The sequence below is a fragment of the Motilimonas eburnea genome, from assembly GCF_021295345.1.
Taxonomy (GTDB): Bacteria; Pseudomonadota; Gammaproteobacteria; order Enterobacterales; family CBDFNC01; genus Motilimonas; species Motilimonas eburnea.
In genome coordinates, this window is the sequence record NZ_JAIMJB010000013.1 from 108382 (window position 1) to 123806 (window position 15425).

Sequence of the window (15425 nt, forward strand, 5' to 3'; positions counted from 1 at the left end):
CTTATTGAGCCTCCTTAAGCCAAATTAAACGGATGGAAAATAACATTAATGCCGCCAGCAAAGGCCAGTGAAACAAAGGCTGCTCTGGGCGAAAGCTTTGCTCTTGTGCGCTAATGGGCTCAAGTTTATCTAAGGTTTGATAGATCTGGCTTAGCTCTTCGCTGCTGCGGGCACGAAAGTATTGGCCGCCTGTCATCTTGGCAATCTCAGATAAGGTTTTTTCATCTAAATCGGCCGATGGGTTAACTTTATGGCTGCCAAACAAGCTGCGCTGGATCATCACATCGGCGCCTAGGCCTATGGTATAAATCTTAATGTCATGCTCTTTGGCCAGTTCAGCCGCTTGAATGGGCGTTAAACTGCCCGAGGTGTTTTGGCCATCGGTCAGTAAGATCAAAATCTTTTGCTCATTTTGCGCTTCGATAAAACGCTTAACTGCCAAGCCTATGCCTTCACCAATGGCGGTTTTATCGCCCACTAGGCCAATTTGGGTTTCCTGCATCAAGGTTTGCAAGGTGGTGAGGTCAAAGGTCAACGGCGCTTGAAGATAAGCGTGATCGGCAAACAAAATAAGCCCCAAGCGATCGCCTTGACGCTTAGCAATAAATTCACTGATGACTTTTTTACTCACATCCAAGCGATTAACTTGGCGCAGGCCTAACTCCATGTCCTCAATTTCCATACTGCCGGAAAGATCCACCGCCAGCATTACATCGCGGTGCTCTTGGCTAATGCGCACTGGCTCTCCTAGCCAAATAGGGCGCATTAAGGCCAGTACAAAACAAAGCCAAGTCAGCCAGAGTAAGCTAACAGGCCATCTGCTAGAGATTTGACTGGGCGCGTCATTACCCACTTGGGCAAGGGGTAACCATAACTTGATTTGTTGCTTGTTTACGCCAGGCAAAAAGCGCATTAATAAGGGGAGTGGTAATAATAAAGCCGGCCATAGGTAGCTAAATTCAAACATGCTCACCTCGCCATGATGTTGCTGCGGGCAGGGCGTGCTTTAACCAAATACGCGCAAGCTGAATATCAGATGCTTGAGCTAGGCTGTCTTGCTGGTAAAGAGCGGTTAACCAGCGGGTTTGCTCGGCACTGAAGTTGGCTTTATGAGCGCTGCTTTGGGTTAAAAAATCAAGCCATTGCTGGCCATGCAATGAGGCAACCTGCTCACGAGGGTAATATTGCAACGCTGCTTGCTTGAGCAAGGTATTGAGCTCTGTGAGTGTGATATTGGACTGCTGATTAAGGTGCTTAATCGCTAAGCGTTGCAGTTTGCGTTTGTTAAAATAGCGAACGCCTGCCACCGCCACAAGTACGCAGCTAATCAGTAGCAACAGCGCAACTAGGCTTGCCCAGATTGAAGGTGGCCACCAGCTGGGTGGGGGCGGTAATATAATGTCATGCAGGCCTAAATCAGGCACCGAGGAATTTCCTTGCATTTTCGTTATACTCCAAACAAAACAGAGTTATCATTACGCGTTAACTTAACCATCGACTTACTCATACTTGGCCTAATAGCGGCTGTCCGGCGCTGATTTGGCGCAGGCCAATGGCGCGTCTGGTTAAGCGAGCGAGTAAATGCTGTTGGCGCAGTTGCGCTTGTTGTTGGTAGTTTTGATTGTCTTTGCCTAAACGTAGCCAGCCCGCGCCTCGCTCAGTGATCACGTTGAAACTCAATCTTGCACCTAAGCCTTTGGTCTTGGGCAATGCTTGCTCAAGAGGATCAAAAATTTGCCAAGCAGTGACTTGATTATGGCGCTTGATCAAGGCTAATTGTTTCTCACCCGCCTCATCGAGGTGCGCAAAATCACTGATCACATGCACCTGACTGCCGGGTTGGGCTAGGCGTCTTAACCGAGTCAATTGTTGAGTAAAGTAGTCTGCTTGGTTAAGGGATACGGGCTCTTGACCTTGCTCGAGTTGCAATAAGGCTTGGGGCTGATTGGTGTAAAGCTGCTTTAATTGATGTAGCCATTGCAACACCCCGCTGGCACGGCCTTTGGGGCGCAGCTCTTGATGCTGGCTTTGATTAAAAATCACCCCGCCAATCCGATCGCCGCGTTGCTTGGCTTGCCAAGCAAGATAAGCACCTAGGTGGGCGGCTTGCACCGATTTAAGTAGCAGCTGCGAGCCAAAGATCATGCTGTCCGATAAATCCACCAGCATCAGCACAGGGCGCTCTTTTTCTTCTTTAAAAATCTTGGTATGAGTACTACCGGTGCGCGCCGTGACGCGCCAGTCGATGGCGCGCACATCATCGCCGGCTTGATATTGACGAACTTCATCAAACTCCATGCCGCGGCCTTTAATGGTCGAGCGATAGGGCCCCGCCATGGCATTTTTGGCTAAGCCTAGCTGCGAGCGAGGCTTAGTTTGTTGTTGATAAAACAGCAACTCTTTTAGTGTTAGATTCAGTCCATCACTATCAGTTAAAGCTGAATGTATCATGCGGTTAATGCCACCTGTTTGATGATTTGCTGGATCACCGTATTGGCATTGATGCCATCGGCTTCGGCTTCATAGCTAAGTAATATGCGGTGCCTAAACACAGGGAAACAACAGCGAATTATGTCATCAGGCGTCACAAAATCGCGCCCTTCGAGCCAAGCTCTGGCTTTTGCAGTTCGCGCTAGGGCTAAGGTGGCTCGGGGGCTCACGCCATAGCTTATCCAGCTCGCCAGCTGATCGGAATACTTCTGTGGCTGGCGGGTTGCCATCACTAAGTCAACGATATATTGCTCTAAAGCAGGGGCGAGATTGACTTGCATCACGGCATCACGCAGTTTGAAGATATCGTCAGGGGTGAGCTTCGTTAACGGCGCTTTCGCTGCCCCCATGATTTCATCTTGGTTTAGGCGCAAGATGGCTTTTTCTGTCTCCGCGTCTGGGTAATCTAATTCCAGATGCATGATAAAGCGGTCAAGCTGAGCCTCTGGCAACGGATACGTGCCTTCTTGCTCTAATGGGTTTTGTGTCGCCATCACCAAAAACAATTCTGGCAACGGGTAGGTTTGCTTACCGACCGTCACTTGATGCTCCGCCATGGCTTCAAGCAGTGCCGATTGCACCTTAGCGGGCGCACGGTTAATCTCATCGGCCAAAATAAGGTTATGAAACAAAGGCCCAGACTCAAAAATAAATTCACTGGTTTGTGGGCGGAAAATATCCGTGCCGGTGAGGTCGGCGGGTAATAGGTCAGGGGTAAATTGAATACGGTGAAAATCCCCCGCAATGCCATCGGCAAGGGCTTTAACGGCGCGGGTTTTGGCTAACCCCGGCGGGCCTTCTACAATAATGTGGCCATCGGCTAATAGGGCTATCAACAAACTGTCTACTAACTCGCTTTGGCCCAGAATTTCGCTATTGAGGTGCGCTCTAAGCGCTTGAATATTTTGTGCTGTCATGAGAAAAACTTAAGTCTGTTAACTAGGTGGCAAGATACTACCCAAAAGCAGCAAGTCTGAAAAGACTGGCTATGATTAAATAATTGAAATATAAAAAACATTTACATTAATTTACCATTATTTACCAAACATATAGCCCAAGGTGTCCATTATGCGCAATGTTGCCAATCGCTTGACCCGTCCACCCAATGAGGCCCCCGCCATTGCCATCGTGGCCGGATTGCGTACCCCCTTTGCCAAACAAATGACCAGTTACACCGATATTCCAGCATTACAGTTAGGTAAATTAGTGGTCAGTGAAATGCTGCAGCGAACCGACATTGCCCCCGAGCGGGTCGACCAATTGGTATTTGGTCAAGTGGTGCAAATGCCCAGTGCTCCCAACATTGCAAGAGAAATCGCGCTCGGCACCACGCTAGGGCCAACAACCGATGCTTATTCTGTGTCGCGCGCCTGTGCCACCAGTTTGCAAGCCGTCGCCAATGTGGCTGAATCTATTTTGGCGGGCAGCATTAGCGTGGGTATCGCAGGTGGCGCTGATTCAACTTCGGTGCTTCCTATCGGTGTGTCACAGCACATGGCCAAACAACTGACCAAGTTAAATAAAGCCAAGTCCCTTAGGCAAAAAATTAAGCTAGTGTCGCAACTCAAGCTAGCTGACTTAGTGCCAGTAGCCCCCGCCATTGCAGAATATTCAACCGGGTTAACCATGGGGAAAACCGCGGAGCAAATGGCAAAGTCGTGGCAAATCAGCCGCGCCGATCAAGACGCATTTGCTCACCGCTCTCATCAATTAGCCCATCAATCTTGGCAACAAGGCTGGCAAGATGAATGGGTTATGCCCACTTGGGTGGCGCCTTATAAAGAAGGCATAGTGGCCGATAATACCATACGCGCACAATCCAAGTTGGACGATTATGCGAGCCTGAAACCGGCATTTGATAAACGCCACGGCACCGTCACGGCGGCCAGCTCTACGGCGTTAACAGATGGTGGAGCCGCGGTGATGTTAATGTCACAACAGCAAGCCGAGGCTTTAGGCTTACCCGTGCTTGGCTTGATCCGCAGCTGGGCTTTTTCGGCCATCGATGTGTGGCAAGATATGCTACTGGGGCCTGCTTATGCGACGCCAATGGCGCTGGCAAAAGCGGGATTGACCTTGGCCGATATTGACTGCATTGAAATGCACGAAGCCTTCGCCGCTCAAGCCCTCGCTAATATCCAAATGTTTGAATCAAGGCGTTTTGCACAAAAGATAGGGCTAGCGTCACCCATAGGTCAGGTAGACATGACGAAATTTAATCCGCAAGGGGGCTCCATTGCTTATGGTCATCCTTTTGCCGCGACCGGGATCCGTTTGATTCTGCAAACCTTAGGTCATTTACGTCGCCAAGGAGGTGGGCTAGGGTTGTGCACCGCCTGCGCCGCGGGTGGTTTAGGCAGCGCATTTGTATTGGAGGTGAAATAATGGCGGATTTAACCTTAGTGCGCACTGCAGAAGATATCGCACAAATATGCATTGCCGTTGAACACGAATCGGTGAATACCTTGTCTGAGCAAACCATCACCGAGATGACCGCCATCTTAGATCAGCTCGAGCAAGATAAACAAATCAAAGGATTAGTCATCTACAGCGGTAAGAAAGACTGCTTTGTAGCGGGCGCCGATGTCAAGATGCTCGATGCTTGTGATACTGCAGAGCAAGCGTCAACACTTGCAGCGACGGGGCAAACCTTGTTTGCGCGATTAAGTAAACTACCGTATCGCGTAGTCGCCGCCATCGACGGCAGTTGTTTGGGCGGTGGCTTAGAGCTGGCATTGGCCTGTGATTATCGTCTTGTTAGTGACAACACGAAAACCCGCTTGGGTTTACCTGAGGTGCAATTAGGCTTGTTACCCGGTAGCGGAGGCACACAGAGGCTCGTAAAGCAAATCGGTTTAAGTCAGAGTTTGGGGCTGATATTAACGGGCAAACAATTGCATGCTAAAGCCGCTGTTAAACTGGGTTTAGCAGATGACATGGTGGCGCAAGATGTCTTGTTGTCAACAGCCTTAACGATGGCCAGTGAGCCTAAAAAAGTATCGCGGCGCCGGGCTAAACCCATGGCGACGCGATTGATGGATTCGTTTGTATTTAAATCTTTGGTTTTAAAGCAAGCAAAGAAACGTGCTTTAAGCCAATCCAAAGGGCATTATCCCGCCATTGACGCTATTTTAACTGTGCTTAAACAGCGCAACATGAGTAAAGCGGGATTTAAGCTTGAGGCTGATCAATTTGGCCAATTGGTCATGACCTCGCAATCAAAATCGCTGCGCAGGTTATTTTTTGCTTCTACAGCGGCGAAAAAGAAAAGAAAACTAAGCGAATACAGTCAGATCTCACAAGTGTGGGCGCTAGGTGGTGGTTTGATGGGCGGCGGGATCGCTTATACCTGCGTCAATCAAGCGAAAGTGGCGACACGCATTAAAGATATCAATCCGCAGGGGGTAGCTAATGCATTGGCATACGGTCATCAGATCTTGGCACAAAAACGCCGTCGTGGTCATCTTAATAGAGTGGCTTATGATCAGATCATTAATCGCTATTCAGGTAGTTTAGACTATCAAGGTTTGAATAAGGCTGACTTAGTGATTGAAGCCGTGTTCGAGGATCTTAAGCTGAAGCAGCAAATGGTGGCTGATGTCGAACAATATGCTAAACCAGACACGATTTTTGCCAGTAACACTTCATCGATTCCCATTGCGGCTATTGCAGAGAACGCGCAGCGACCTGAAAACATCATAGGTTTACACTACTTTAGCCCAGCGGAAAAAATGCCCTTGGTTGAGGTGATCCCTCACGCTTTAACATCCGAGCAAACCTTAAATCGCACCCTTAATTTTGCCATTAGCCAAGGTAAAACCCCGATTGTGGTAAAAGATGAGGCGGGTTTTTATGTTAACCGGATCTTAGCTCCCTATATCAATGAAGCGGCCCGTATTCTATTAGCGGGTGAGCAGGTGGTAAAAATTGATACGGCGCTGACTGACTTTGGTTTTCCTGTTGGCCCGTTTCGTTTGTTGGATGAAGTAGGACTCGATGTGGCAGCCAAAATTGCGCCTATTTTAACTCAGCAATTAGGCAAGCGTTTTACTCCGCCGGATGTATTTCCGCATTTATTAAATGACCAACGTTTAGGTAAGAAAAGCAATAAAGGGTTCTATCGATTTGATGACAAGAAGTCACGCCAACTAGGCGATGATAGGGTTTATGATGTGCTAGATATTCGCCTTAATGCCAGTTTGAGTTCGGATGACATCGCATGGCGCTGCGTGTTGCAGATGGTGTTAGAGGCTTGTCGCTGTTTACACCAAGGTGTGGTGGCCAGCGACGAAGATGCTGACGTCGGCGCGGTATTTGGCATCGGCTTTCCACCCTATTTAGGTGGGCCGATGAATATGATCCGTCAATTAGGGGCGGGGGCTATTTTAGATAAGTGCGAAATCTTCGCCAAGCTTTACGGCGAACGCTTCGTGGTAGAGAGAGATATAGCTAACTTGATCAATGAAATAGCCAAAAACTAGCGTAAAATATTGTAAAAGTCGGAACTTAAACTAATTAAATGCTGATATTTTTATTTCGGCTCTTGTTGCGCTTTGCCAATGTCGCTATCGTTAGCGCAATCGCATCAGCTTTGGAAATCAAATGACATTACATGTAAGACCTTATCAACAGGATGATCTAGCTGCGCTGTATCAAATATGTTTGTTAACAGCCGATGGGGGCAAAGACGCCTCGCATTTATTTCATGATCCTGATTTAGTCGGTCATTATTACAGTGCCCCTTATGGTGTACTTGAACCGCAAACTTGCTTTGTTGTGACCTTAAATGGCCAGGTGTGTGGTTATGTCGTGGGCACGCAAGATTCATCTAACTTTGCTAAGCGTTGCGAGCAAGAATGGTTTGGGCAATGGCGGCAGAAATATCCGCTGCCTGATTGTCCTAGCACTAGCTTAAGTGATCGCCTTGTTAGTCATATACATCAAGGCTACGCCCCGCGCCCTGAATATGCTGACTATCCGGCTCATTTGCACATCAACTTACTACCTCAGACTCAAGGCCACGGAGTCGGGCGCAAGATCATGAAGGCGTTTATTGATAACCTGAAGCAAAATCGGGTAACGGGTTTGCATTTAGAAGTGTCGGCGAAAAACGCGAGCGCCATTGCTTTTTATGAGCGAATGGGCTTTAAGCCCATCGCAACATTTGAGCATTCGATTGGCTATGGGATGAAGTTGTAACCTATTTGTAACCTATTGTTGCAAAAACCGTTTGTTATCTATGCTGACAACGGGGCAGTTGACCACAATATTGGTGCGCTCTATTTCTACCCAACCTTGGTCTTGAGCCTCAAAGATGGCTTCTTCAGAGCGCAATGATTGCACTGGATGCCCCTTTAGCCAGTTCACCTTGTAAAGTAACCAAATTGGGCTGTAGTTAAGATCTTGACTGTTTGGCCCAAGGGGATTTGGGATGGAAGCCAAGACGTTTTTTTGCTCCTTGTTGGGAAAAATATAAACTCGCTCAAGAATGGTTTTCTGTCCCGGTGGTTTGGGGTAATCGGGAATGGCGTCGAGTAGTCTTGGCGTATAATTGGCATCCATGGCCTTGGCCATCTCAGCGTCAGACACATCTGTGGTGACATAATACACCGCTTGGTCTTCGTACCAACCTTGCTGTAAATCTAGTTTTGCCTGATCCGATACGTTGGCGCAGCCGGTCATTAAGACAACCAGTAGTAATGCGCCTGTGAGAGCGGTGGTTTTAAACATGGGTTCATTTCTCGTCTAACACATTGATAGTTAGAGCTTAGTTGTCACTAACATTAGCGCAAATCTGATATCCCAAAAATGCGATGTGACAACTAAATTGGCTTGATATCACCCTATGGGGTCACGCTAAGGTTGAGATTAAATGATCAACTTGTTTGATGAGCTTAGGCACGGCAACATAGACGGGCTCGACATGCACATCGCCCACGTTTAGGTAGTTTACTTTATCTTTAACTGGGATATAGTCTTGTGACACCATTGGTAGGTGCTCATCTTTATCCATTGCAATGATAAGCTCGGCGTTGGCAAAGTCATCTGCCGTGACCGACAAAGGCGGACGATGCTGACTATGACAAGGGATCTCAAGGCCGGTTAAAATTTGCACTACTTCGGCTGCTAAATTTCCTTTATTACCATTGCCTTCTAACGCTTGGCTTAAGGCGCGAGAGTCGGCTTGATAAGGCAATGCCAGTTTAGCGCACCAGTAATTAAAATATTCATGAGCAAGGCGGCTACGGTAGTAATTACCTGTACAAAGAAATAGAACGTTTTTCATCATTGGGTTACTCATCAGTTTTGTTGGCTAAGAGGGCGTGTTTAAGGGATGTGATGACATCTTGGTCTGGCGCTAAATCGTTTAACGTGAGTAGCTCACGGATCCGGTCTTGCGCTATGGCATAGGCTGCGACGTTGATGTAGTTCCCTGTGCCAACTGATCGTGTGATCACGATAAGTTCAAGCTGTCCGTTTTCGTTAAGATCGATTAGCTCGATGGCGCCAAGGGTGCCAGCGCGCTCAGCAATAAGGCCACTTGCAAAAAAGGTGCGCTTGTTTTTATCTTGAGTGGCGTGATAAAGACGCACACTATAACTGCCGATGGATTGCGCTTCACCTGCACCGGTTTCAACGACCAGGGTTTGGCCTTGTGGTAATTGAGCTTCTAGGGATAACGGTGGGTGGCTATCGGCAAAGACGGGGTTAACAAAACTCATACTGGTTGCCAGCAGAGTAATAATAAACGTGATGTTATGCATAGTTCTACCTTAATTAGGGCTTGGGAGAAGTCAGTTCGATGATCGGCCAGCCGTTGGCGTCATCAGCATCATGGCTCACCAGAATAGCAGGTATATTAGCTTGTTGAATATGACTTAGTACAAATTGACTGAAACTGCCTTTTAGACTTTTATCTAACTTGGCATAGGGCTCATCTAATAATAATAATGCTGGCGCAGCCAACAGACAGCGTAGCAGGCTGACTCTTGCCCGCTGTCCACCTGATAAGGTGGTAATATCGCGTTGTTCAAACCCTTTGAGATCGCCATGGGCGAGGGCCGCTTGGATCTTATGTTGACGCTCGGCGCGGCTTAATGCGGGTGGAAGGGCAAACGCGAGGTTTTGTTCAACGTTAAAATGAGGAAATAACAGATCATCTTGAAACATCAAACCAACTTGGCGTTGACGCAAAGGAAGCGCCAGTAGATTTTGTCCATTGAGTGTGACCTCACCTTGGCAATGGAAAACAGGATCTAAGGTGCCGGCAATGGCGCTTAGCAAGCTGGATTTACCCACCCCACTAGGCCCCATGATGGCAAGCATTTGTCCCTTTGCTAGGTCAAAGCTCAATGGCTGAAATAAAGGCTTACCTGCCTTAGTGATTTGTAATTGCTGACACTTGAAACTCATTGATTCTCCTTGAGTTAATGCGCCTAACTTTCTCAACGGTGTTAGGGCCTGTTTATCTTTGGTGGTTAATTTTTGTTCGAGATAAAAGCGTTTTGGGCAAGGCGAGCAGTGTGTAACTTAGCACTCTAAGTAAATACTGCTCAACGATGAACAAAACGCTTTTAGCCGAATCCAGAGGACAGCGTTTGTTGGTCATTTCTACTGCGTTAGCGCCTTTTTGCATAGTTGACTATGCTACAAAGTCTCTGCCTTGTATAAATACCCAACAAATCGCTGCAAAAACAAGCTCAAAAGGTAAACAGGCCCTAATCCAGCATACCAAGGCGATGACGAAACAGCCATTTCGGCAAGCTTAATGCCGTTAAAAAGACCAACATGGGGAGGGTTTGTAGTATTAATGCGCAGACAGCGATAAGCCGCCTATCAGCCCCTGCGACTAAGGCGACGAGCTCTGTGGCTAGGGTAGGGTAGCGGCCAGCACCAATAAACAAGGTGGGTAAATAGAGCATGATACTAACACTAAAACCGATAGCGACACTGGCCAATATGGCAGGCAGCAGCATCGGCAGTTTGACCCAAAAGTAACTGCGCCAAGGGCTTTTACAAAGCAGTAATGCTTGCTGCCAATAAGCTTGATTGTAGCGGCGATAGTAAGGGGCAATGGACAAAAACGTATAGGGTAATACGTACATTAAATGTCCCCAAAGTAAAGCCACAAACCAGCCGTCCCATTGCAAATAAATAAGGCTCACCTGAATACCGAACAAATAACTCGTGTCAGGGATCAGTAAAGGTACATAAAACAAAGGTAACCAACGAAGTGGTTGCCAAAAGGTTAATCTTGTTCCATGTTGCGCTTCAATTTCCAAGATGATCAAGCTTAAAACGATGGCGATGACACAACTTGCTGCACCCAGCATAATGCTGTGCTTAATCAGCGGTAGAAACGTATCCCAAGAGGATTGCCAATGGCTCAGTTGCCATAGGGAAGGAAGGCTATCAGGAAAGCGCCATTGGGCACTCATCGACCATAATACCAAGACAATAAAGCTCAAGCTGATGGCAAGGATAAATAGCCAAGTGATAGCAGAGGCAAAGTGGTTAAGTCGCGCCAAAGCAGTGCTGCGTTTGCCATTGCAAAACCAGTGAAGCCCACCACGATATGCAAACCTGGCCAATCCTAGCATTAAACCAATTGAACCTAGGTTGATAAACAGTAACCAAAGGGCGCCTGCCGCACCTTGCAAGCGTAGGGTGATATCGGCATCATTAAACCAAGATAACACTAACACCGACAGCGTCGGTGGTGTTGAAGGCCCTAAAATAAGGCTGACATCAACCGCACTTAATGACCACGCGAGTACCGCGCTTATCGGCAATCTCAATTGGCCGAGCAACTGAGGAAAGATCAGTTTTAGCCAAGCCGTTGCGCGGGTGTATCCCATGCTTTGCGCCAGGGTTAAAGACGCTTGAATGGGTACTTGTTTCGCCGCCGATATTAGCATCAGCAATAAAAAAGGCACCTCTTTAAGGACCATTAGTAACACCAAGGAGAGCCCTTGGGGATCTTGGGTCGTTTGCCAGTTTGGCGGATAGTCAAAGCCCGTTAGCTCAGGTGAGACTAGTCTTACCAGCCAGCCCGACGGCGCAATTAAAAAACTTAGGCCCACGGCAAGGGCCGCATGAGGAACCGCAAGAATAGGGCTTAAACTCAAGGTGAGCCATGGCCATCTTGGTTGTTGGTAAAAGTGAGCAAACAACAACAACGCAATAACGACAGACAAAAAGGTACTTAACCAACCTACTTGTAAACTTAAATAGGTGGCCGCAAGGGTACTAGGGTGCTGCCATAGCCCCAGAACGGGCTTTAATGAAAATGCGTCTTCACCTAATGCAGGAAGGTAATTAAATGCAGGTAATAAGGTGCCAAGTAGGCCAGCCAAAATGGGTAAGATAAACACCGCGATGAACACGCCGGTGATCATCAAGGTAGTGGCGTGACGAACCTTTACACGAGCGCGGGCGGTGAAGACGAGCAATAAGTCAGTCCTCATCATAAACAAACCGAAAAGGCGCCTTGGTTCAAGCAAGGCGCGAGCAGGGATTAGTCTTTTGCGACAGGCTTAATGTCTAACACATGCAGCAAGCGCTCAGGGGTGTCAGGCCAAACCACGGGGATAGCCTTAGGATTGTTCGCGCTAAACCAGCCTTTGAAGCTCACATCGTCATACTGGAAGTTAAAGTTGGAACTAAATACCGGCATGGTGATTTGACGCTCGCCTATGTATTGCTCAATGGCGTGCATGATTTCCAGTTTCTTTTGTTCGTCAGCGGTTTGGTTGAATGAATCAATTAACGCGTCAAGATCTTGATCCACGTAATGATGACCACCAAAACGGGCCTTGTCCATTTGCTCAGAATGGAAGCCTGTGTAGTAGTATCGATGTGGGTTGGCGCCCGCAAAGTAGTTAGTAAACGCGGCGTCAAAATCAGCACTTTTAACCCGCTCGTTGAGATCGGCAAAGTCTGGAGTGCTGACCTTGGCATTGATTCCTATTTTGTTAAGGCCTTCAATACCAATTTCAACGGTTTGGATATGATCCGACCAACCTTTAGGCACTAAGATATCAAATTCAATTTTACTGCCATCGGGGTTTTCTAGAAAGCCATCGCCATCGACATCACGATAGCCCGCGCTTGAAAGCAGTATTTGTGCACCGGCGATATCAAAGGTATTAAACTTGCCGTATTTGCTTTTCACTGTTGGGTCGGCCCAGGCTTTAAATTGATCGCCTAAACCCGATGGGTATTCGTTAACCGACCAATAGCCCGCCCCTGCGACATTGACAATTTTTTCTCTGTCCATGGCCATTGAAAAGGCACGGCGGAAATTAATGTCGTTGAATGCCTTGCGGTTATTTTCATTAGGGGTTTTGAAATTGACAAGAAACGACGCCGAGCCCGCGGCAGGGAACCAGTACTTGGTGCTTTGGTTTTTACTCAATAGCACTTCTTCGATGTTAGGAATAAATGAAGAGGTCCAGTCAAGGCGGCCCTTGATCGCGGCGGCCAGCAGTTGTTTGTTATTTTGGATAATGGGGCTTTTCAAACAATCAATTTCTAAGTTCGCGTTATCATAGTAATGGGGGTTACGACACTGGGTATAAACCTGCCACGAAAACACTTCGATCTCGGTGAAAGGGCCTGTGCCGACGGGGTTTTCGTTTTTAAACGCCACCAAGTCGCCCGCTTGAGAAAAGATATGCTTAGGCACGATGGGCGCGCGCACGATTTGCGTGTCGATACCGGTATTAATGCGATTTAGTTTAACTTCCACCTTGTGTTCGGAAAGTTTGTGCACACTTAAAATATGGCCGGATAAACCTTGAACGTCGGTTTTGCCTCCCTTCGCGGCTTGATTGAGTGAATACACCACATCATCAGCAGTAAAAGGTGTGCCATCGGACCATTTCACGTCGTCACGTAACTCAAAGAATAGCGACATTAAATCTTCAGAAAAATAATGCTTTTTAGCTAATCGGTAATGAGGGGCACCGCCTTTCATCTCATTAAATATAACTAAAGGCTCGTAAATAAACTGCATGGTGGTGGGCAGTTTGTTGGTTGCTGCAAATGGGTTGAAGTTGCGTTGCCAAAGAGGACGAAACTCAGACACAATGGTGAGGGATACCTTGTCCGCCGCACTCGCCATTGGTGCAGTTAAAGACAAAGCAAGAGCAAGTGCAGTAGATAGTTTAGTGATCTTCGCGAGCATTCGAATTCCTTTTGACCCTTAATCGGTGATACAGCCACATTCTCTGATTAGGAGAAATCATCGGTTTGACACAAATAAGCTAAAAGTATTAGCTTAAACCTTATAAATCACACCCAGTAATAATACTAGCCTTATTTATTGTTTATCGTCTTCACTGCGATCAATCTCACTGAATATAAATCTATTTATCAGTTAGTTATAACAGCTTGTTGGATTAATGTAATAAACAAGTAATGGCAATGTTTTGCGATTAAGTTGTTCCCAAATGCAGTGGACAACTCATAGCAACCCTTTAGTAAGTAGGTACAGGTTACTGGTTTGGTTGGCAAATGCAAAACAACCCCATAAAATTGCACTACAGCTCAAATTTTAGTGCAAAATTCGACACTTGCGCGATTCAAACAGCATGAAAAATTAATGAAAGATCACATTTCCCACGGCAATAATGGATGTGGTTAAGATTGTAATTTTGAATGATTGCCGTATCTTATCGCCCTCAATCAAGCGTAGCGTGATGATGACCATGATAAAACTAATTTTAGGCGGGGCCCGTAGTGGTAAAAGTCGTTTCGGCGAACAACTCGCGCAGCAATCAGAGCTGAACGTCAATGTGTTGGTAACGGCGCAAATATTTGATGAAGAAATGCAACAAAGGGTGGCTCAGCATCAACGCCAGCGACCGGCTAATTGGCAAACCACAGAGGTGCCATTTGAGTTAGGTTCGGCCATAACAGCGCAACATCAACCGGGCACTTGCTTATTGGTTGATTGTTTAACCTTGTGGGTGACCAATGAGTTGTTGCGTTTTGATATCGAACATCAACGCGAGCAGCTAGATGAACACTGGCAACAACAAAAGCAGCAGTTACTTAATGCGCTATCGGCAGCGAAACAAACCACCCGCGATAACCCCGTGAGCGCCGATATCATCATGGTCAGTAATGAGGTGGGCATGGGCATCGTGCCGATGGGAGCGATTAATCGCCGTTTTGTCGATGAAACAGGCTGGTTACATCAAAGTATTGCGTCGCTAGCCGACGAAGTGTATTGGGTTGTGGCAGGGTTGCCACAACGGATCAAATAACGAATTAAGGGAAACAAATGAGCGAATCAAACGACAAAGCACAACGCCATAAACAGCGCCAGCAACGCATTAAGGAGCAAGTTGATGCCCGCGTTGCCAACGCCACGGATGAAAAAGGCATTCTGATGGTGATAACGGGCAATGGTAAAGGAAAGTCTACCGCAGGCTTTGGTACAGTAGCTCGCGCGGTGGGACATGGGTTAAGTGCCAGCGTAGTGCAATTTATCAAGGGCACTTGGGACTGCGGTGAGCGTGATTTGCTCTCTCAACATGGCGTGAAATTTCATGTCATGGGCACCGGCTTTACTTGGGAAACACAAGACCGAGAAAAGGACATGAAAGCGGCGGCGCAAGCTTGGGCTGATGCAGAAAAGCTGCTTCAAGACGAGCGCATCGACCTTGTTCTTCTTGACGAGCTGACTTACATGGTCACGTACAAGTATCTTGAGCTGGAGCAAGTGCTGACGGCCTTACAAAACCGGCCTAAACATCAACATGTGGTGATCACTGGGCGTGCTTGTCATCGTGGTATCATTGAAATAGCCGACACCGTCAGTGAAGTCCAAAGTATCAAGCATGCTTTTGAAGCAGGAATCAAAGCCCAAAAAGGATTTGATTACTAATGCTGCGCCGCCAAACAAGCTGTTGTGGTTGGCGGCGAAC

15 protein-coding genes are annotated in these 15425 nt (G+C 47.4%); 5 read left to right on the top strand and 10 right to left on the bottom strand.

Features of this window, described 5'->3' with window-relative positions; all coding sequences use genetic code 11:
• Position 1: 1 nt before the first annotated feature.
• The 4 genes from K6Y21_RS13950 to K6Y21_RS13965 all read right to left on the bottom strand — a co-directional run bounded on the left by K6Y21_RS13950 (position 2) and on the right by K6Y21_RS13965 (position 3407).
• A complete protein-coding gene (locus tag K6Y21_RS13950) occupies positions 2-967 on the bottom strand; it encodes a vWA domain-containing protein (RefSeq protein ID WP_233072453.1) in 966 nt (321 codons plus the stop codon).
• Complete coding sequence (locus tag K6Y21_RS13955) at positions 960-1442, bottom strand: DUF4381 domain-containing protein (protein WP_233072454.1); 483 nt, start codon at positions 1440-1442, stop codon at positions 960-962. Before K6Y21_RS13955 ends, K6Y21_RS13950 begins: the two co-directional genes overlap by 8 nt.
• Before the next feature lie 61 nt (positions 1443-1503).
• On the bottom strand, positions 1504-2451 hold the full coding sequence (locus K6Y21_RS13960) for a DUF58 domain-containing protein (protein ID WP_233072455.1): 948 nt from the start codon (positions 2449-2451) through the stop codon (positions 1504-1506).
• A complete protein-coding gene (locus K6Y21_RS13965; RefSeq protein ID WP_233072456.1) occupies positions 2448-3407 on the bottom strand; it encodes an AAA family ATPase in 960 nt (319 codons plus the stop codon). Before K6Y21_RS13965 ends, K6Y21_RS13960 begins: the two co-directional genes overlap by 4 nt.
• A 151-nt stretch (positions 3408-3558) precedes the next feature.
• On the opposite strand from K6Y21_RS13965, the gene fadI reads away from it, so the two are divergent.
• The 3 genes from fadI (at position 3559) to K6Y21_RS13980 (ending at position 7689) form a co-directional block, all read left to right on the top strand.
• Positions 3559-4875 (top strand): acetyl-CoA C-acyltransferase FadI, encoded by a 1317-nt coding sequence (gene fadI / locus K6Y21_RS13970; RefSeq protein WP_233072457.1) that lies wholly within the window; start codon positions 3559-3561, stop codon positions 4873-4875.
• Complete coding sequence (gene fadJ / locus K6Y21_RS13975) at positions 4875-6971, top strand: fatty acid oxidation complex subunit alpha FadJ (RefSeq protein WP_233072458.1); 2097 nt, start codon at positions 4875-4877, stop codon at positions 6969-6971. Before fadI ends, fadJ begins: the two co-directional genes overlap by 1 nt.
• Before the next feature lie 121 nt (positions 6972-7092).
• Positions 7093-7689 (top strand): GNAT family N-acetyltransferase, encoded by a 597-nt coding sequence (locus K6Y21_RS13980; protein ID WP_233072459.1) that lies wholly within the window; start codon positions 7093-7095, stop codon positions 7687-7689.
• A gap of 12 nt (positions 7690-7701) precedes the next feature.
• Here the strand turns inward: K6Y21_RS13980 and K6Y21_RS13985 are convergent, their stop codons facing one another.
• From K6Y21_RS13985 to K6Y21_RS14010, 6 genes are all read right to left on the bottom strand, one after another.
• Positions 7702-8220 carry a DUF7482 domain-containing protein gene (locus K6Y21_RS13985; RefSeq protein WP_233072460.1) on the bottom strand — a complete coding sequence of 173 codons (519 nt, stop codon included), beginning with the start codon at positions 8218-8220 and terminating at the stop codon, positions 7702-7704.
• A gap of 121 nt (positions 8221-8341) precedes the next feature.
• Positions 8342-8779 (bottom strand): arsenate reductase/protein-tyrosine-phosphatase family protein, encoded by a 438-nt coding sequence (locus K6Y21_RS13990; RefSeq protein ID WP_233072461.1) that lies wholly within the window; start codon positions 8777-8779, stop codon positions 8342-8344.
• 4 nt (positions 8780-8783) lie between these two features.
• The gene (locus K6Y21_RS13995) at positions 8784-9254 is read right to left on the bottom strand and encodes a PliI family lysozyme inhibitor of I-type lysozyme (protein WP_233072462.1); all 471 of its coding nucleotides are present in this window, start codon (positions 9252-9254) and stop codon (positions 8784-8786) included.
• 13 nt (positions 9255-9267) lie between these two features.
• A complete protein-coding gene (locus tag K6Y21_RS14000; protein ID WP_233072463.1) occupies positions 9268-9903 on the bottom strand; it encodes an ATP-binding cassette domain-containing protein in 636 nt (211 codons plus the stop codon).
• A 305-nt stretch (positions 9904-10208) separates the two neighbouring features.
• The gene (locus tag K6Y21_RS14005; RefSeq protein ID WP_233072464.1) at positions 10209-11960 is read right to left on the bottom strand and encodes an ABC transporter permease; all 1752 of its coding nucleotides are present in this window, start codon (positions 11958-11960) and stop codon (positions 10209-10211) included.
• Positions 11961-12007: 47 nt separating this feature from the next.
• Positions 12008-13678 (bottom strand): ABC transporter substrate-binding protein, encoded by a 1671-nt coding sequence (locus K6Y21_RS14010; RefSeq protein ID WP_233072465.1) that lies wholly within the window; start codon positions 13676-13678, stop codon positions 12008-12010.
• Between the two features lie 523 nt (positions 13679-14201).
• Here K6Y21_RS14010 and cobU point away from each other — a divergent pair.
• Positions 14202-14762 carry a bifunctional adenosylcobinamide kinase/adenosylcobinamide-phosphate guanylyltransferase gene (cobU, locus tag K6Y21_RS14015; protein ID WP_233072466.1) on the top strand — a complete coding sequence of 187 codons (561 nt, stop codon included), beginning with the start codon at positions 14202-14204 and terminating at the stop codon, positions 14760-14762.
• Positions 14763-14779: 17 nt separating this feature from the next.
• The gene (gene cobO, locus K6Y21_RS14020) at positions 14780-15385 is read left to right on the top strand and encodes a cob(I)yrinic acid a,c-diamide adenosyltransferase (RefSeq protein ID WP_233072467.1); all 606 of its coding nucleotides are present in this window, start codon (positions 14780-14782) and stop codon (positions 15383-15385) included.
• Positions 15386-15425 lie beyond the last annotated feature (40 nt).